The sequence below is a fragment of the Paralcaligenes ginsengisoli genome, from assembly GCF_054781135.1.
In genome coordinates, this window is sequence record NZ_BAAGUZ010000008.1 from 97337 (window position 1) to 115584 (window position 18248).

Annotated in this window: 22 protein-coding genes; 1 reads left to right on the forward strand and 21 read right to left on the reverse strand. The window is 58.2% G+C overall.

The features are described 5' to 3' along the window. Positions 1–9: 9 nt before the first annotated feature. The 8 genes from ACYVIS_RS05795 to gtdA all read right to left on the reverse strand — a co-directional run bounded on the left by ACYVIS_RS05795 (position 10) and on the right by gtdA (position 7562). Positions 10–1353, reverse strand: coding sequence for an FAD-dependent oxidoreductase (locus ACYVIS_RS05795; RefSeq protein WP_460873485.1), 1344 nt, complete (start codon positions 1351–1353; stop codon positions 10–12). Positions 1354–1421: 68 nt separating this feature from the next. Then, positions 1422–2417 carry a Bug family tripartite tricarboxylate transporter substrate binding protein gene (locus ACYVIS_RS05800; RefSeq protein WP_232741963.1) on the reverse strand — a complete coding sequence of 332 codons (996 nt, stop codon included), beginning with the start codon at positions 2415–2417 and terminating at the stop codon, positions 1422–1424. Further along, on the reverse strand, positions 2398–2793 hold the full coding sequence (locus ACYVIS_RS05805; protein ID WP_460873486.1) for a chorismate mutase: 396 nt from the start codon (positions 2791–2793) through the stop codon (positions 2398–2400). The genes ACYVIS_RS05800 and ACYVIS_RS05805 overlap by 20 nt, the downstream gene beginning before the upstream one ends. 31 nt (positions 2794–2824) lie before the next feature. After that, positions 2825–3463: a maleylacetoacetate isomerase gene (gene maiA / locus ACYVIS_RS05810; RefSeq protein WP_232741961.1), complete on the reverse strand. Its 639-nt coding sequence runs from the start codon at positions 3461–3463 to the stop codon at positions 2825–2827. Between the two features lie 23 nt (positions 3464–3486). Next, positions 3487–4449: a tripartite tricarboxylate transporter substrate binding protein gene (locus tag ACYVIS_RS05815; protein ID WP_460873487.1), complete on the reverse strand. Its 963-nt coding sequence runs from the start codon at positions 4447–4449 to the stop codon at positions 3487–3489. A gap of 39 nt (positions 4450–4488) precedes the next feature. Then, on the reverse strand, positions 4489–5751 hold the full coding sequence (locus tag ACYVIS_RS05820) for a flavin-dependent oxidoreductase (protein WP_232741959.1): 1263 nt from the start codon (positions 5749–5751) through the stop codon (positions 4489–4491). Continuing rightward, entirely contained in the window at positions 5752–6450 is a 699-nt protein-coding gene (locus ACYVIS_RS05825; RefSeq protein WP_232741958.1) for a fumarylacetoacetate hydrolase family protein, read from the reverse strand. 59 nt (positions 6451–6509) lie between these two features. Continuing rightward, positions 6510–7562, reverse strand: coding sequence for a gentisate 1,2-dioxygenase (gene gtdA, locus ACYVIS_RS05830; protein WP_232741957.1), 1053 nt, complete (start codon positions 7560–7562; stop codon positions 6510–6512). 353 nt (positions 7563–7915) lie between these two features. Between gtdA and ACYVIS_RS05835 the strand changes: the two genes are divergently transcribed. Beyond that, positions 7916–9250: an OmpP1/FadL family transporter gene (locus ACYVIS_RS05835; RefSeq protein WP_460873488.1), complete on the forward strand. Its 1335-nt coding sequence runs from the start codon at positions 7916–7918 to the stop codon at positions 9248–9250. A gap of 1076 nt (positions 9251–10326) precedes the next feature. Here the strand turns inward: ACYVIS_RS05835 and rpsQ are convergent. From rpsQ to ACYVIS_RS05900, 13 genes are all read right to left on the reverse strand, one after another. After that, positions 10327–10608: a 30S ribosomal protein S17 gene (rpsQ, locus tag ACYVIS_RS05840; protein ID WP_232741955.1), complete on the reverse strand. Its 282-nt coding sequence runs from the start codon at positions 10606–10608 to the stop codon at positions 10327–10329. 1 nt (position 10609) lies between these two features. Next, positions 10610–10801, reverse strand: coding sequence for a 50S ribosomal protein L29 (gene rpmC / locus ACYVIS_RS05845; RefSeq protein WP_232741954.1), 192 nt, complete (start codon positions 10799–10801; stop codon positions 10610–10612). 9 nt (positions 10802–10810) lie between these two features. Then, positions 10811–11227, reverse strand: a complete 417-nt coding sequence (rplP, locus tag ACYVIS_RS05850) for a 50S ribosomal protein L16 (RefSeq protein ID WP_232741953.1) — start codon at positions 11225–11227, stop codon at positions 10811–10813. Between the two features lie 2 nt (positions 11228–11229). Further along, on the reverse strand, positions 11230–12033 hold the full coding sequence (gene rpsC, locus ACYVIS_RS05855; RefSeq protein ID WP_232741952.1) for a 30S ribosomal protein S3: 804 nt from the start codon (positions 12031–12033) through the stop codon (positions 11230–11232). Between the two features lie 9 nt (positions 12034–12042). After that, positions 12043–12372 carry a 50S ribosomal protein L22 gene (gene rplV, locus ACYVIS_RS05860; protein ID WP_232741951.1) on the reverse strand — a complete coding sequence of 110 codons (330 nt, stop codon included), beginning with the start codon at positions 12370–12372 and terminating at the stop codon, positions 12043–12045. 3 nt (positions 12373–12375) lie between these two features. After that, a complete protein-coding gene (rpsS, locus tag ACYVIS_RS05865) occupies positions 12376–12651 on the reverse strand; it encodes a 30S ribosomal protein S19 (RefSeq protein ID WP_232741950.1) in 276 nt (91 codons plus the stop codon). 12 nt (positions 12652–12663) lie between these two features. Then, entirely contained in the window at positions 12664–13491 is an 828-nt protein-coding gene (rplB, locus tag ACYVIS_RS05870; RefSeq protein WP_232741949.1) for a 50S ribosomal protein L2, read from the reverse strand. Beyond that, the gene (rplW, locus tag ACYVIS_RS05875; RefSeq protein ID WP_232741948.1) at positions 13492–13788 is read right to left on the reverse strand and encodes a 50S ribosomal protein L23; all 297 of its coding nucleotides are present in this window, start codon (positions 13786–13788) and stop codon (positions 13492–13494) included. Beyond that, positions 13785–14405, reverse strand: a complete 621-nt coding sequence (gene rplD / locus ACYVIS_RS05880; RefSeq protein WP_232741947.1) for a 50S ribosomal protein L4 — start codon at positions 14403–14405, stop codon at positions 13785–13787. The genes rplW and rplD overlap by 4 nt, the downstream gene beginning before the upstream one ends. 2 nt (positions 14406–14407) lie before the next feature. Further along, complete coding sequence (gene rplC / locus ACYVIS_RS05885) at positions 14408–15097, reverse strand: 50S ribosomal protein L3 (protein WP_232741946.1); 690 nt, start codon at positions 15095–15097, stop codon at positions 14408–14410. Between the two features lie 227 nt (positions 15098–15324). Then, positions 15325–16296: a Bug family tripartite tricarboxylate transporter substrate binding protein gene (locus tag ACYVIS_RS05890; RefSeq protein ID WP_232741945.1), complete on the reverse strand. Its 972-nt coding sequence runs from the start codon at positions 16294–16296 to the stop codon at positions 15325–15327. A 100-nt stretch (positions 16297–16396) separates the two neighbouring features. Then, the gene (locus ACYVIS_RS05895) at positions 16397–17290 is read right to left on the reverse strand and encodes an MBL fold metallo-hydrolase (RefSeq protein ID WP_232741944.1); all 894 of its coding nucleotides are present in this window, start codon (positions 17288–17290) and stop codon (positions 16397–16399) included. Between the two features lie 166 nt (positions 17291–17456). After that, positions 17457–18212, reverse strand: a complete 756-nt coding sequence (locus ACYVIS_RS05900; protein WP_232741943.1) for a GntR family transcriptional regulator — start codon at positions 18210–18212, stop codon at positions 17457–17459. Positions 18213–18248 lie beyond the last annotated feature (36 nt).

Sequence of the window (18248 nt, forward strand, 5' to 3'; positions counted from 1 at the left end):
CTGCGGCGCCTACCCCAGAAATACTCCGTTTTCCCGCAGAACGTCCTGCAATTCCCCAATAGGGAAATCGCGCAGGGCCATTCCCCGCCCGAGGCTTAGCGCCGCCAATGTGCCGGCCGCTTCGCCCATCACGAAACAACTGCCGCTGACGCGGGCAGCGGATTGCCCTTCGTGCGTCATGGACGCGCAACGACCGGCAACCAGAACATTGTTCACTCCCGCGTCGCCGCGCGGCACGATCATGCGCAAGGGCAACTGGTTATAGCCACGCGACTCGGGAATCGGCGGCCACATCCACTTCACATCGCCGGCCACGTGCAATTCCAGCGGCCAGCCATTGACCCCTATCGTGTCCTCGAAATCGGCGCAATTCAATACATCGTCCTGCGTCAAGCTGTACTCGCCCTGTATCCGCCGCGTTTCGCGTATACCCAGCTGGGGGGCGATATCCAGAACATAGGCGTTTTCGAATCCCGGCACTTTGGCGCGCAGAAAGCGCAGGTAGTCGACAATCTGACGGCGTCCTTCCTGCTCTCCTCTGGAAAGGGAACCGGCATCCGTGCCGTCGGCGGCAGAGCCGTCGGGCTGGCTAAGCTGTGTGACATTGACACGCCATTCGTAGGCATGCCGTTGCGGCCGGACGATAGCGCCGCGCCGTGGAAACTTGAACTCCCCGCTGGCCTCGGCCTCGTCCATCAGGGCGGGAATCTGTTTCCAGGCCTCTCCCGCCCGGGCCGCATCAACATTGCCGACCTTGAACATCAATGTGGGGTAGAGCATTTGCCCCGCCCCGGTTCCTTTTTCGTAGGGAATGCCGGCCCAGTGAGCGAGGTCGCCATCGCCGGAACAATCGATGAAGCACCGGGCGCGAACCGCCCTCCGGCCGGACTTGGTTTCCAGAAAAAGCGTATCGACCTGGCCCTGTTGATTCTTGACCAGACCTGTCGCCAGCGCATGGAACAGCACGTCCGCGCCGCAAGCGCCAAGCAGCTCGTCCGCGGCGCACTTGAACGCCGAGATATCGTAAGCCTGGGCATGAATCTTGCCGAAAATCAGATGCGGCTCATTCAGCCCATCGAGCCGGCGCATGCGATCCAGCAATTCGTCCGCCGTACCATGCACGACTTGCCTGATTTCACCATGCACATTGGCGTGCAGGCCGCAAAAATTGGAGACTCCGGCCGCCGTACCCATCCCCCCCAGAAAACCGTAGCGCTCCAGCAGCAAGACCCGCGCACCATGACGACCGGCAGTGGCCGCCGCCAGGATTCCAGCAGGGCCTCCACCCAGAACAACCACATCGTATTCGCCGTACAGCGGCACCTGACGCGCGGGTTCTTGTATATAGTCCATCACGACTCCTCAACTACGCATGAACCCAGCGGCCGGCTCACGATCCGCGAGCGGCCGCCAGGCCCCGTTCAATTCACCTGCAGATGCAATTGCTCGATCAAGGGCTTCCAGCGCGCCAGTTCCTCATCCATGTAACGACGGAATTCGGCGGGCGTGCTGGCCACGGGATCCATGTACTGCGCCTTGAGCCGTTTGGTGACTTCAGGGCTCTTGATGGCCTGGATCAGAGCATCGGACAGCTTTTTCTGTACATCGGCCGGCGTCTTGGCTGGAGCGACGAACCCTATCCAGGCCGATCCCACAATGCCTGGCACACCGACCTCGCTCATGGTGGGGATAGAGGGCAGGGCGCCGGAGCGCCGCTCCGACGTGACCGCCAAGGCACGCAAGCGGCCATCGTTGACCATGGCCATCACGGAAATGGGGGGCAGGGCGGCGAACTGCGTGTCTCCCGTCAACATGGAAGTAAGCGCCTTGGGCGAAGAAGGGTAAGGGACATGAGTCGCCTTTGCCTTGATTTTCTGCAGCAGCAGCTCGACGGCCAATTGGGACACGGTACCCGTGCCGGGCGTTGCAAAATTCAGTTTGCCGGGATTGTCCTTGATCGATTTCATCAAGTCCTGAATCGTCTTGATCCCCGACTTGCTGGGCACTACCAGCACATCGGGCTGGTCCACGGCCAGCGTCAAGGGGGCAAGCTCGGTTTTCGGGTCGTAGGGCAGGTCTTTGTACAACACGGTATTGTTGACCAGAGGCCCTGTAATCGATGCGCCGAACGTGTAGCCGTCGGGCTTGGCATGGGCAATCGCCGCGGTACCCAGGTCGCCACCCGCGCCCGGCTTGTTCTGGACAATAATGGTTTGACCCAATATTTTGCTGGCCTGGTCGGCCACGATACGGGACATTTGATCGGGGCTGGAACCCGGCCCGAAAGGCACGATCAAGGTCAGCGTATGATCCGGCCACGCCGCCGCGTGGCTCGCCGCCAGCGGCGACAGGGCCAGCCCGCAAGCAAGCGCCGCCGCATTAAAGCCATTCTTCCATTTACCTGGAATTCTGATCATTCTTGTCTCCTGTTGGTACCATAAAATTGAAGTACAGCTGCTCGTTCTCTATGAACGCGGCCACCATGGCCCTATAGGTTTTCTCGACGACCTGCTCAAGATTTTCAAAGCCGCGGTTATGTTCACGAGCCAGTCCAATTGCCTTTTCAAACACCTCGGCCTGCCGGGCCGGCGCCCTGACCTGAAACGCATCCCGCTTGAAGCGCGCGGCATCTTTTACGTACATGGCGCGCTCGGCAATCAGGCGCACAATGTCGCCATCAAGGCGATCGATGTTGGCGCGCACCTGCGACAGCGATGCGCACAAAGGCATATAGGCGGGATCGGTAAACTCGCGCAAGGGCGCGCCATCCACTGCAGGTTCTCGTTCTGTCATTGTTCATCCATCGATGGGCAACGCCTCGCGGCTACTTGATGAAATCGGGCTGCAGCCCGGGAGCCGCCTGCTGGAAGGCCGGCAGGGCATTGCAATGTTCATATACGGCCATGACGCGCTTGAACTCGTCCAGCTTGCAGCCCATGCGCAGTGCATTGGCCACCTGCGGCACCAGGCAACAATCGGCCAGGGTAGGCCCATCGCCCACACAATAGCGGCCGGCCCCTGATTGCCGCAGCAAAGCCTCCAGCGAACGCAATCCCTCATCGATCCAGTGGCGATACCACGCTGTTTTTTGCTCGTCGCTGGCGCCAAGCACCTCGACCAGGTAGCGCAAGACCTTGAGGTTGTTGACCGGATGCATATCGCAAGCGATCAGGTTGGCAATTTCAAGCACTCGCGCACGCTGCGGCGGCTCCCGTGGAATCAGACGGGGTTCGGGATGCGTGGCATCCAGGTAGTCGATGATGGCCAGCGACTGGCCCAGATTGAAGTCGCCATCCACAAGCAGGGGCACGCCTTCGCCGGGATTTTTCGCCACGTAGTCGGCCGCCCTGTGCTGCAATGTGCGGATATTCACCGGCAGGTAATCGTACCGCACCTGCTTCAAGGCCAGCACAATACGGACGCGATACGAAGTGGAGCTGTTGAAGAAACTATAAAGCTGCATGGTTGACGATCCGGAACATTATTTCAATTGGCAGTAATCTTGGCGCGCTTGATGACATCGGCCCAGCGCGCATCGTCCTTGGCAATCAAGGCGCCAAATTGTTCAGGCGTCGATGCAGCGGGTACCATGCCTTGCGACTCGAACGCCACGGCCGTTGCCGGAGATGCCAGGACCTCATTGACCGCCTTGTTCATTTTGCCGATGATCGCGGCGGAAGTGCCTTTGGGTGCCAGAACGCCGTACCACATATCGACATTCGCGCCCTTTAAGCCAGCCTCGCCCAGTGTGGGAATTTCAGGAAGCTGTGGAACCCGGTTCGGGCTTCCAACCGCAATGGCTTTCAGCTTCCCGGCCTTTATCTGCGGCAGGGCGACATGGATGGGCAGGAACATGTAGTCCAGGCGGCCGCCCAGCATATCCTGCACGGCGCCCGCCGTGCCCTTGTAGGGTACGTGCAGCATCTGAATCCCGGTCAGGCCGTCAAGCAGGGCCATGGCCAGGTGATGCGGCGTTCCCACACCCGGCGAGCCGTACGTCAGCTTGCCGGGCTCGGCCTTGGCCGCGGCGACGAGCCCGGCGACGGTATGTATCGGATTGGCGGGGCCCGTCACCAGGACCAGCGTACCCCACGAGGTCTGGCCAACCGGCGCAAAATCCTTGACCGGATCGTAGGGAAGCTTGTAGAGCGTGCGATTCATCACCAAGGTGCTCACCGTCACCAGGAAGGTATAGCCATCCGGTTTGGCACGCGCCGCTTTTTCCGTACCGATATTGCCGCTGGCCCCCGCCAGGTTCTCGACCACGACCGGCTGGCCCAGTTTCTTGGGCAGCGCCGCAGACAGTTGCCGGGCGATCAGATCGATCCCCGTGGCGGGCGTAAACGGCACGATGAGCGTGATGGGCTGGCTGGGCCAATCGGCGGCGTAGCTCAGCGAACATGCGGCGGCCAGCAAGGCCGTCAGTGCGATACGAATCGAGTTGAACATAATGTCTCCCTGTTTTATTTCTTAGGAATCAATCGGCGCTTACAAAAAGGACTGCCTGGACTTCAAGGTGCCGGGATCGAACCCGGCAATCTGCTTATAGCGATTCGAGATGGCCTCCAGCTCGCCGCGGCTGATGATGTCTTCGATACGATCGAAGGGCTTGTCGCCCGACTTCTCATAAACTTCTCTGAGTATGGTATCGGGCGGGTTTTGACGATTGGTAAGGACGACACGCGTGGTCGCCTCGACCCGCGCCCGGTCGTAATTCATCAAGGCCTCATGGGTCAAGCCCAAGCGCTTCAGCTGGCCCGCCAGATACCGTGCATCGATGATGGCCTGGCCGGCACCGTTGGATCCTCTGGGCACCATGGGATGCGCCGCATCGCCCAAGAGGGTCATGCGCCCCTGGGTCCAGGTGGGAAGCGGGTCCTGATCCACCATCGGATATTCAAATATGGCCTGCGCGTCCTGTATCAGCCTGGCTACGTCCAGCCAGTCAAAATGCCAGTCGGCAAACGCCGGGAAAAAATCATCGAGGCGGCCCTGCCGAGTCCAGTCCCGCTGCACCCGCGCAGGCGATTCGATCTCGGCCACCCAGTTGATCAACTGGTTTCCCTGCGCATCGATATTGTTGCGAATCGGATAGATCACCATCTTGCCATGCGCCAGCCAGCCCGCCCGCACCATGCTGGCGCCCGTCAGAAACGGCTTGCAGGATGTCACGCCGCGCCACATGTTTATGCCGGAATAACGCGGCGCCCCTTCATGCGGATAAAGCTGCCTGCGCAGCGCGGAATGAATCCCGTCGCACCCGACAACGATGGCCGCGGTGACGGGCGCAAGTCCATTCCCGTCGCCGTCCTCGAAACTGGCCACGGCATGATCGCCCTCCTGGCTGACTCCCGTACAACGGCATCCGGTCACCACACTCTCCGCGCCGAGACACTCCAGCACGGCAGCCAGCAAGGCCATCTGCAGATCACCGCGATGAACGGAATACTGAGGCCAGTCATAGCCCGCAGCCTGTCCTGCCGGCTCGTTATACACAAACTGCCCATGGCGGGTAAAGAATATGGATTCTTTGGTTCTGACTCCGACAGCGTCCAGCCTGGGCAGCAGGCCCAGCTCGTCCAATTCTTTGGTGGCATGCGGCAGCAGATTTATGCCTACTCCGAGCGGTCTGATCTCATCGACGGCCTCGTACACGCGGCAGGAAATACCCGCCTGGTGCAGGCTCAGAGCGAGCACCAGTCCCCCTACGCCCGCGCCGATGATGGCGACTTCGGTGTCGAACCTGGCCATTCAAACCACCTTCACCGAAAGCGTACCCAGGCCGGCTATGGTGCCTGTCATCAGATCTCCCACCACGACCGGCCCCACACCTTCAGGCGTACCGGTATAGATCAGATCGCCGGGCTCAAGCCGGAAATAACGGGACAGGTAGCTTACCGTCTCGGCCACCGACCAGATCAGCTTGGCTGTCGTACTGTGCTGTCTGACCTCGCCGTTTACCGTCAATGAAATCGAAGCGTCCTCGGCATGGCTGAACTGGCTGGCGGGATACAGGGGGCCGATGGGCGCGCTGCCGTCGAAAGCCTTGCCCAGTTCCCAGGGCCGGCCGGCCTGCCGCATTTTCATCTGCAGATCACGGCGCGTCATATCCAGCCCTACCGCATAACCCCAGACGTGGCCCAGCGCGTCTTCGACACGAATCCCGGCCCCGCCCTTGCCGATTGCCGCAACCAGCTCGATTTCATAATGTAAATTTTCGGTCTCGGCCGGATACGCAAAATCCAGCGTCCGGCCTTCGGCAACGGGCTGCACGGCATCGGCCGGCTTGCAAAAAAAGAAGGGAGGTTCACGGTCGGGATCAAAGCCCATTTCACGAGCATGCGCGGCATAATTGCGCCCCACGCAATACACCCGGCGCACGGGGAACCGATCGGCCGACCCCACAACCGGAATCGACACCACTTCTGGAGGATTGATTACAAATGACATTCCATGACCTTTATATCTAATAATTCGATACGACCCACTGCAATACGGCGCACCGCGCCTCAGTCCATCCGTTCTTCGCGCAACAGGCCCAGCACGGCCTGAATCGGGCGATCCGAATAACTGAACAGCACGGCATCATCATCGGCAAAAAGCCGGACCGCCAGCCACGAAGGCGCCACAAACACATCGCGTGGCCCGAACTCGAAGCGTTCTTCGCCTATGCATACCGAGCCTGTGCCTTCGACCACCGAGAATACGGTGGCATCGGTGGAGCGGTAGGCCTTGCCCTGGAATCCCGCCGGCAGCAATTGCATGAACGTCGCCATGGTGGGCATCGCATAACCGCCGGTCGTCGGATCCGTATAGCGTAGTTTCACGCCATCCCAGGCATCCACTTCGCCATGGCGGTACAAATGATCGAGCGCCTCGCGGCTACGCTCGTAGGGATAATTGAAAATCGGGGAAGTCTTGCCGGCGTGTTCATGGCGCACCGGCGCCATGTTGTAGCCGAAACGCGCAAAGCTATTGCCTTCCGGGCGCACCACGGGCTGCTCGGCCTTGGGATAGTTTTCGGCAAAGCCCGCATCCATGAAGCGAATAAATGGAATATCGAGGCCATCCAGCCAGACCACAGGCTCGCCGCCCTCGGCCACCTGCACATTACCGTGGTCATGCCAGGTCCAGGACGGCGTGATGATGAAATCGCCCGGCCGCATGGTGGTACGCTCGCCATTGACCGAGGTATACGCCCCTTTGCCCTCGACGATAAAGCGCAGTGCCGACTGCACATGGCGATGGCTGGGTGCGATTTCGCCCGGCAGAATGAGCTGCAAACCCGCGTACAACGTTTGCGTTATGCTGGCCAGGCCCTTCAGTCCGGGATTTTCCAGGACCAGAACACGGCGCACAGCCTCCGCGGCGCTGATCAAGCCGCCGGACTCCATGATTTCGGCGCGCACGGCGGCGTATTTCCAGATTGCGGGAACGCAAGGCGAACTGGGTGATTTCGGCACCAGATTGTGCAGCGACTCCCATAAAGGGGTCATATTCTTGTCGCCGATACGTCGGTAGTAATCGTCGCGCTCGGCCTGATTGGCCGCCACTTTTTTCATTTTGTCTCTCCTGGGCAAGCTCATGCCCGCGATGGCGGGCCGCTGCCTGTCACACGCAATATCGTCACACAGCCACACCGTGCAGGCCGGGCAGTGCCATGAATTTTGTTTATTGTGTCCTGTCCGGTATATGTTTAAAAATGAAATATTATTATTAATCATACGAAAATTTATATATCTGGTCGAATATTTCAATACCAATAATGGCAACGTGTATGAAATCTTTTCCCCAAAGCCCTCATTCTGTATGGACGACGTATCAGACTACCTATATATTCAAGACATATAGTTAAACCACAGCGGCTTTAGCCGGCTTTGCTATGCATAAAACCAATTCAATCAGGGGCAGTGTCATGAGGAAAAGCATTTCGCCGTTACATTTCGTTTCGGCGATTATTTTGAGCATAGGGGCAAGCAACGCACACGCGTCGGCATTTCAGCTCATCGAGCAAAACGCGAGCGGCCTGGGCAATGGGTATGCAGGATCGGCAGCCATTGCCGATAACGCCAGCACCATATTTTTCAACCCCGCCGGCATGACGCGCCTGCCGGGCGTGAGTATCTCGGCGGGTGCCACGGCCATCTCAACGTCGTTCAAGTTTTCAAACAATGGCAGCACCGGCCCGGGCGGCTTGCCGCTGGGCTCGAATACAGGCGGCGATGCGGGCTCGCTGGGCGTCATCCCCAATGCCTACATTTCGTGGCAGCTCAATCCCGACTGGTTCGTGGGCCTGGGGGTAAACGCCCCGTTCGGTCTTGCGACCAGCTACAACAAAAGCTGGATCGGCCGCTATCAGTCCACCAGCTTCAGTATCGAAACCATCAATGTCAACCCCTCGATCGCCTACAAGGTCAATGACCGGCTTTCCTTGGGCGCGGGCGTCAACTGGCAGCATCTCGATGCCGACTACCGGCGCAACCTGCCCGCGGCGGGGCTGATTGCACAGCTGCCCAATGGCTTGCCCCCCAATCTTTTCCAACAATATGCCGGGCAATTGGCCGCCTCGCCCGACATGAATGCCCGGGCCGAACTGAAGGGCGATGCCTGGGGCTGGAATCTGGGCCTGCTCTACCAGGTTACGGACGATACCCGTATCGGCGTCGCCTACCGCTCCAAAATGAAATATAACCTCTCCGGCACCACGACGCTCTCGACTATTCCCGGTTTGTTTGCCGGGAAACTGCCCGGCAAGGTCGACAACAGCGCCGACGTTACCTTGCCGGATACCGCCATTTTCAGCATCGTGCACGACCTGAACAGCAAATGGCAGTTATTGGGCGATGTATCCTGGACTGGCTGGAGCAGCATACCGTCGCTGGACATCAACAACGGCGCACTGGGCGAGGACAGCCTGAAACTGAAATTCCGCGACACTTGGCGCGTGGCATTGGGTGTCAACTATCAGTTCAATCAGCGCTGGCAATTCAAGACCGGCATCGCCTACGACCAGACACCGATACCCAACAGCTCATTGCGCCCCACTTCATTGCCCGATTCCGACCGGATCATCGCATCGATTGGCGCCCAGTATCGCTTCAATGAGCGCACCACGATCGATGTGGGCTACGCGCACCTGTTCTTCCACTCCTCGATCAACAACAGCACCGATCCTAAAAAGGGTACTGTGAGCGGTGATCTACAGACCAGCGCCGATATGCTGGGGGTGCAGATGTCATACCGTTTCTAGGCAGGCGCCGCCGCGTCCAGGACGACCGTCCCAGACGCTCTGGCGGCAGATATCATAATGCCCACGATTGAATCGAAACAGATACAGTTTTCAGGTATTCAACCATCACTGTTTCGCTTGAACGACCGCGGAATTGGTCCTGGGATCGAAGGTTGGAGCATGTTTGGTTTGAGTGTTTATGGCACTCGATGGATTGGTAGCTTTGGTATTTGAAGACGCCGTCTATTGGGGCTTGGGGTCAGGACCGGCACGGCGTGCTTGATCCGGATCTACCTCGTCCAGGCGGGCGTCGGGCGAACTCGCCCAGCCTCACGAGGCTGGGCTCAGACAGCGCCCGCCGAAAGCCCCCGCCTTCCCTACGGTAGCATCCGGCGCACGCCTTACGCCGGCCCTGACCCCAAGCCCCAATAGACGGCTCGCGTAATGGCATGCCTGGAATTACGTTACGGGATGTCTGGAATTAACGTGCACGCACCATGCCTCCATCACGTGGTCACGTATACCTCGATGCATTACCTCAACGCAAGCCGCAGGGTGGGCGGCGCTGTGTAGTCCGGCGGTAGTCCAGCGCCGGGTGCTGACGAAGGGAAGGCGGGGGGTGTCGGCGGGCCCTGTTTGAACGGAGCCGCGCCAGCGGCGCAGTGAGTTGGCCCGACGCCCGCCTGGACGAGGCAGACCCGGGCAGTCGGGGTGCGTAGCACCACGACCGCTGGACGTGCCGGACTACACAGCACCGCCCACCCTGCGGCGTCTTTATAGAATCAACCGCCGCCTACACAGCAACGCACCGTCCAACCTCATCGTTCAAGCCTGTACAAGCAGCTCAAACCTAAAAACGGCTCAAAAAAAATCGACTGAAACACGCCCAGTGCCATAAAACACTTGAGCCAAAAAATGTTCCAATCAGCGCTTTCACAATTGCCTCCCCACCAAGCGCCGGGCATGCCTGGAATGATCGCATCGAAGATGGTGTGCCCCACCTGAGGCGGATGGCGCAAGCGCTGCCCACGCGCCGATAAATGAAAAAAGCCCGAAGATCGCTCTTCGGGCCCTTTTCTGAAGCGTCCGCATCGTTTTTAGATAATGCGAGCAGCCTCGATCAGACGTACAACTGTCCACGACTTATCGCGGCTGATAGGGCGGCCTTCTGCAATTTCTACAGTGTCGCCTTCGTTGTACTGATTCGTCTCGTCGTGCGCCTTGTACTTGTTGGAGCGCATGACAATCTTGCCGTAGACGGGGTGCTTGACGCGGCGTTCGACTTGAACCACGACAGTCTTTTCCATCTTGTTGCTGACGACCTGGCCGATCAACGTACGTTGACGCTTGGTTTCTTGAGTATTTTGAGTTTCGCTCATCTTACTTTCCTGCCTTCTCAGTCACCAGGGTACGGACACGCGCGATATCGCGACGGACCTTGCCAAGCTGACTGGTATTGGAAAGCTGCTGGGTGGCACGCTGCATGCGCAGGCTGAATTGTGCTCTCAGCAGGCTCTCGAGCTCTTTACTAAGCTCGGTTGCATCTTTGGAACGGAGTTCGCTGGCTTTCATAGGGTCTCCTTAAGCTCCAATATGACGCGACACGAATGTCGTCGAGATTGGCAACTTAGCGGCGGCCAGGCGGAACGCTTCACGTGCAAGCTCTTCGCTTACACCTTCCATTTCGTAGAGCACCTTGCCGGGTTGAATTTCTGCGACCCAGTATTCGGGATTGCCTTTACCGTTACCCATACGCACTTCTGCTGGCTTTTGGGAAATAGGCTTATCGGGAAAGATACGAATCCAGATACGGCCGCCACGTTTGACGTGACGGTTGATCGCACGACGTGCGGCTTCGATTTGGCGAGCGGTCAGACGGCCACGACCGGTGGCTTTCAGACCATATTCGCCAAACGACACTTGAGCACCGCGCGTAGCCAGGCCGGTATTGCGGCCTTTTTGCTCTTTGCGGTATTTTCTGCGTGACGGTTGCAGCATGTTTATTCTCCTTCAGGCGCCGGCGCGGCAGCCGCAGCTGGCGCAGCGTCTTTGCGAGGGCCACCGCGACCACGGCCGGCAGCCGGACGACGGCCATCCGGACGCTCACCGCGAGGTGCGCGACGAGGACGACGCTCTTCATCGCGAGGAGCCGCGGTCTCGGGGGGCATTTCGCCGTTAGGCAGCATGTCGCCCTTGTAGACCCAGACTTTGATACCGATAATGCCGTAGGTCGTTTGTGCTTCGGCTGTGCCGTAGTCGATATTGGCGCGCAATGTATGAAGAGGTACGCGACCTTCGCGATACCACTCGGTGCGAGCAATTTCGATACCGTTCAGACGGCCCGCACTCATGATCTTGACGCCCTGGGCACCGAGACGCATGGCATTTTGCATCGCGCGTTTCATGGCGCGACGGAACATGATGCGTTTTTCGAGCTGCTGGGCAATCGAGTCGGCAATAAGCTGGGCATCGGTTTCAGGCTTGCGAATCTCTTCGATGTTGACATGCACGGGCACGCCCATCAAACGCTGCAGATCGGCCTTCAGGCTTTCGATGTCTTCGCCGCGCTTGCCGATCACGACACCCGGACGAGCCGAGTAAACCGTAATGCGGGCATTCTTGGCAGGACGCTCGATAATCACGCGACCGACGGAAGCGCTCTTGAGTTTTTTCTTCAGATATTCGCGTACACGAATGTCTTCGGCGAGCATGCCGCCAAAGGCTTTATCGTCGGCATACCAGCGCGAACTCCAGTTGCGGTTAACCGCGAGGCGGAACCCAATCGGGTGTATTTTCTGTCCCATTGTCGCTCCTTAAGCGCCGACTTTGACCACAATGTGGCAAGTCTGCTTCTCGATACGGTTACCGCGGCCTTTGGCACGGGCGGAGAAACGCTTCATCGATTGAGCCTTGTCCACATAAATAGTGGTGACTTTAAGCTCGTCGATATCGGCGCCGTCGTTGTGCTCGGCGTTGGCGATCGCGGACTCAAGTGCTTTCTTGAGTATGCCCGCGGCTTTTTTGGGTGTGAAAGTCAGGATATTCAGGGCCTGAGACACCGATTTGCCACGGACGGTGTCCGCAACAAGGCGCGTCTTTTGCGCTGAAATATGGACTCCACGAATGATAGCTGTAGTTTCCATCGCTTACCTCTTGGCCTTCTTGTCCGCAGCATGGCCCTTGAACGTACGGGTCAGGGCGAACTCGCCGAGCTTGTGGCCGACCATGTTCTCGTTGATGTAAACGGGAACGTGCTGGCGACCATTGTGCACAGCAATCGTCAGCCCAATGAACTCGGGCAGTATGGTGGAACGGCGCGACCAGGTTTTGATCGGCTTTTTGTCCTTGCCTCCGACGGCAGCATCGACCTTTTTGATCAGATGCGCGTCGACGAATGGACCTTTCTTGATCGAACGTGACATGTTGTTCGCCCCTTACTTGCGCTTGCGACGCGAGACAATCATATTGTCTGTGCGCTTGTTACGACGGGTTCTGAAGCCCTTGGCCGGCGTGCCCCATGGGCTGACCGGTTCCCGACCTTCACCAGTACGTCCTTCACCACCACCGTGCGGGTGATCGACCGGGTTCATGGCAACGCCACGCACCGTAGGACGGACACCGCGCCAGCGCATGGCACCGGCTTTGCCGATTTGACGCAAGCTATGTTCTTCGTTGCCGACTTCGCCAATCGTTGCGCGGCAGTCGATGTGTACGCGACGCACTTCACCCGAACGCAGGCGCACTTGGGCATAGGTGCCTTCGCGAGCCAGCAGGACGGCCGATGCGCCGGCCGAACGCGCCATTTGCGCGCCTTTGCCAGGCAGCATCTCGATGCAGTGTATCGTCGTACCCACGGGAATATTGCGGATAGGCAGGGTATTGCCGGCGCGGATCGGAGCTTCCACCCCGGACACCAGCGTTGCGCCTACCGCCAGACCACGAGGGGCGATGATGTAGCTGCGTTCACCGTCTGCATAGCAAAGCAGCGCAATGTGCGCAGTGCGGTTGGGATCGTATTCGAGGCGTTCAACCTTGGCAGGAATGCCGTCTTTGCTGCGACGAAAGTCGACCAGACGATAATGCTGCTTGTGACCGCCGCCACGATGGCGAACCGTGATGTGGCCGTTGTTGTTACGGCCCGAACCACGCGTTTTCTTTTCGAGCAGAGCTGCGAATGGCGCGCCTTTGTGCAGATCAGGGCTGACGACCTTGATCATGCCGCGGCGGCCAGCCGAAGTCGGCTTGACTTTTACGAGTGCCATTTAGTTCACCTCCGTAAAGTCGAGTTCCTGACCGTCTTTGAGCGAGACATATGCCTTGCGCTCATTGCGGCGGCGACCCATGTAACGACCAAAGCGTTTTTCCTTGCCCTTGCGGTTCAGGACCTGCACGGACTCGACTTCCACCTTGAACAGGAGTTCGACGGCGGCCTTGATTTCGGGCTTGGTAGCATCGGCGACGACACGGAAAGCGACTTGCTGATTTTTTTCGGCAACGAAGGTAGCTTTTTCAGTCACGATCGGAGCCAGGATAATTTGCATTAAACGTTCGGCGTTCATCCCAACATCTCCTCGAATTGAGCGATGGCCGGCTTGGTGATCAGCACTTTTTTATAGTGGATCAACGACAGCGGATCGGCATAACGCGGTTCGACCACGGCAACGTGCGGCAAATTGCGCGTTGCGAGATAAACGTTTTCGTCGAGCACATCGGTAATGATGAGAACTGACTCGAGACCCATGCCTTTGAGCTTGGCAGCGGCCAGCTTGGTCTTGGGAGATTCGAGAGCAAAGGTGTCCACCACGGCGATACGATCTTCGCGGGCCAACTGGGAAAGGATCGCACGGATACCGGCGCGATACATTTTCTTGTTGACCTTCTGGCTGAAGTTTTCTTCAGGCGAGTTCGGGAATGCACGACCACCCCCACGCCAGATGGGCGAGGATGTCATACCCGAACGGGCACGACCGGTGCCTTTTTGGCGCCAGGGTTTTTTGGTGCTGTGCTTGACTTCTGCACGATCTTTTTGCGCACGATTGCCGCTGCGCGCATTGGCTTGAAACGCCACGACGATCTGGTGTACGAGCGCCTCGTTGAAATCGCGGCCGAACACTGTGTCGGGCGCGGCGAAGGTCGAAGCAGAGTGACCCTGGTCATTCAGGAGCTTGAGTTCCATGATTAAGCTCCTTTCTTGGCCGACATCTTGATGGCCGGACGCACGATGACATCGGAATTCTTGTGGCCGGGGACAGCGCCCTTGACCAACAACAAACCGCGTTCTGCGTCGACACGAACGATGTCGAGATTTTGAACAGTGCGAGTCGCATCACCCAAATGGCCGGACATGCGCTTACCCGGGAAAATACGACCCGGATCCTGTGCCTGACCAATCGAACCCGGAACGCGATGCGAACGCGAGTTACCGTGCGAAGCACGTTGCGATTTGAAATGGTGACGCTTGATCGTGCCGGCAAAGCCTTTACCGATCGTCGTGCCTGTTACATCAACTTTCTGGCCTGCTTCGAATACGCTTTCAACGGCCACGACGGCACCGGCTGAAAACTCAGCGGCTTTGGCGGGGTCTAGACGGAATTCTTTGAGGATGCTACCGGCTTCGGTGCCGGCTTTGGCATAATGCCCTGCCACCGGCTTGGTCACGCGCGAGGCGCGACGGCTACCATAGGCAACTTGCACGGCTGCATAACCATCGACTTCTGGCGACTTGACTTGGGTAACGCGGTTGTTCGACACGTCCAGTACTGTAACCGGGATGGACTCGCCTTCCTCGGTAAAAATACGGGTCATGCCGACTTTGCGCCCCACGAGTCCCAGCCGATAGGCGGCAGGCGTAGGTGTCGGATTCGACATCGTTTTCTCCATTCCCAACTACGATTGGTCGGGGCTAATTAGGCGCGGCGCAAGGTTACTTCCCCCGCCACGCAAATGTAATATGTGCTTGCGCACGCAATCACATAACCAAGAACTTTGGCTAAGCTAGCAACTTTAACACGGATTTTGCCCACTTGGCAAGCTGCTGCCTGCCAAGAATGCCTGTTTGCCGATGCCGTATTGCCTGCGCGCCACAAGCACCCGGATCAATTGATCTTTACGCCCGAACGCTTGATGACATCCTGCCAGTAGGGCGCCTCTTTTTGCAGATCGGCCTTGAACGCGGCTGCGCTGCCCAGATTGACCAAAAAGCCCTGGGCTTGCAGCTTTTGCTGGATTGCCGGATCGGCCAGTACCTTATGCAGGGCCTGCTCGATGCGCGCCACCACCGCGGCCGGAGTGCCTTTGGGCGCCGCCAGTCCCCACCAGTTGCTGACCACGGCATCGCCTATGCCCACTTCTTTGGTAGTAGGGACATCCGGCAATTCGGCGAACCTTTTGGGCAGGGCAACCGCCAAAACGCGCAGCTTGCCGGAGGGCAGATAAGCGGAAGCCACTCCGTAGCCGCCGATATAGACCTGGATCTGATTGGATAGCAACGCCTGCACGCCCGGGGCCGACCCGCGATACGTAATGGCCGTCATGTCGCCATGCACGGCCTCGGACAACATCCAGCCCGACAGGGCCGGAGTAGTGCCGGCGCCCGGTGTGCCATAGTTCAGGACGCCTGGATGTTGTGCGGCATAAGCCTTGAATTCGGCAAAATCATGCGCCGGCACATTGGCGTTCAGATAAATGAATGCGGGAACCTCGGCCACCTTGGCGATGGGCTCCAAAGCTTTCAGGGGATCGAAGTTCATCTTGTAGAGGAACTGGTTGATGACGAAATTATTGGTTGCGCCAAATACCAGGGTGTAGCCGTCTGGGGCCGCGCGCACCACCTCTTGCGTGCCGATGTTTCCGCCCGCTCCCGATTTGTAGTCCAGTACGACCGACTGGCCCAATTCTTTGTTCAATCCGGGCTGCAGCATCCTGAACACGATATCCCCGGCCGCTCCCGCGGCATACGGCAATACCACCCGTATCGGATGATCTGGATAAGCCGCGGCGGCGGCCGCACTGAAGCTCAGGCCTAAAACGGCCAGCCATTTACCTAATCCATAACGCCTTGCAAACATAATCTATCTCCCGGACAACGGCATAAGGGCAAAGGCCGGCACCTCTTTTTCATAAAGCTTCTAACTCGGTGCCCCGGCCAGATTTCCACGCACCGCCTTACTATAAATCGATCCGCATCAAATCATGGGCCAGCCGTATCGATCCCTTGTAGTTCTTGCGCAAGTCCCGCACAACTTCATCAAGCATGTCCGGGCCCATCAAGTCCACGGGCAGGTGATTCGCTGCCGCCCGCTTGATCACCGGGCTGGTGGAGTCGTAATGCCCGAAATGAGTGGCAACGAGTGCCTGCACATTGGCTTGCGTGGCAATTTTCCCTAATTCCAAAGGGCTCGTGTGTGCGTAGGTGCCGACCCCGGATTTAGCCCGATGCGCCAGGAACGACTCGGGAAAGGTGCATTCGTGGATCAGCAGGTCGGCATCCTTGGCCAGCCGTATCATGGACTCGCACGGCTTGGTGTCGCCGCTGAAAGCCACGACCTTGCCCTCGGCTTCCAGGCGAATGCCGAAGCAATCGGTAATTTCCGTGGGGATATGGTCAACGAGATCGACGTAAATCTTGACGTCTTCGTCCTGGTAGATCAGGCCAGGACTGACCTCGGTTACCAGTGGACGCACCGCCTCGATATTCTTCTGTCGCACGCCATAAGAGGCACGAGCCTGGATATCGACCTTGAAGGCGCCGTTTTCAAACGAATGGTCGACGAAGTCCTGTGTACCGCGCGGCCCGTACACTTTAAGCCGGCCTTCGCGGTTGAACACCCAGCTGGACAAGACAAAAAAGGGCAGGCCGCAGACATGATCGTAATGCAAGTGGCTGATGAATACCCAGCCCACGTCGGCGGGATTGATATTGGCCCGCACCATCTGGCGCGTTGAACCTTCGCCGCAGTCGAACAGATAATTCCGGCCATTATCCAGGGTGACCAGAATCGACGATTGCGCCCTATCGGGATCGGGTAGCGCCGCACCCGTGCCAAGCATAGTGATTTTCAAGTGTGTCTCCTAAAGCCCAAGAACCCTCAAGCCCACGGCAGGCCGATCCGCAGCCAAATTTCATGGACAAGAGTCTTTTAAAGTATCAAAGTCCGTTTTTTGTGACTTTATCATTTTTTTTGAAGAAGTCAATCAGTAAAATTCAAATTTTCCGCAAAATGCGGCATCAATCCGCTTCGTCGCGCGGATGGAATTGCGTCTCGACGCACAGGTGCTTGGCCGGATACAGGACTCGCGCAACATATACGATCTCTTGCTGCTCGTTGCGCGCGACCCGCAGCGCCTGCGCTACCGCCGTGCCGATCTCGATATGCAATTGCTTGGCGACCAGGGCGTCGGCGGACCGGATCGTCAATATTTGCGTAGCCGTATGCAGTTCGTCTTTGAAATACCGGTTGATCACAGGCAGTACCGGCTCGGACTTGAAGGCCGATTTTTTCAGATCCACCAAGCGCTTGATGACATAGACGGTATTGATGCTATAGGGCATATCGTCGGTCCAGTTTACCCGCATGGTCCACCAATAAAGCCCACTGCCGGCCTGCCCCTGCACTTCGGCAGGAAGCGTACCGTAGCCGCTATCGAGCACCACAAAGCGAACCCGCAGGTTCTCGATATGCCGTACCAGTGAATGCCAGTCTCCGGGCAACATCAGCCAACGCTCTTTGGTGGCATCGCCAATCACGAACGTACCTTTGCCTCGCGTGCGCTCGATCAGGCCTTCACGCTCGAGTTCGTCAAGCGCCGCGCGTACCGTCGCCCGGGACACTCCGTATTCGGCGACGAAATCCAGCAAGGTGGGAATGCGCGAACCTACCGGCCATTCGCCGTTCTCCAACCTCTCTCGCAAGATGTACTTGACCCTGAGCGACAGAGGCAAGCGCGACTGCTTTCTAAGCGCCGAGTTGATGTTTTCGATCATTCATGTGATTCTTTTCATAGAATGGAGTGTCATATT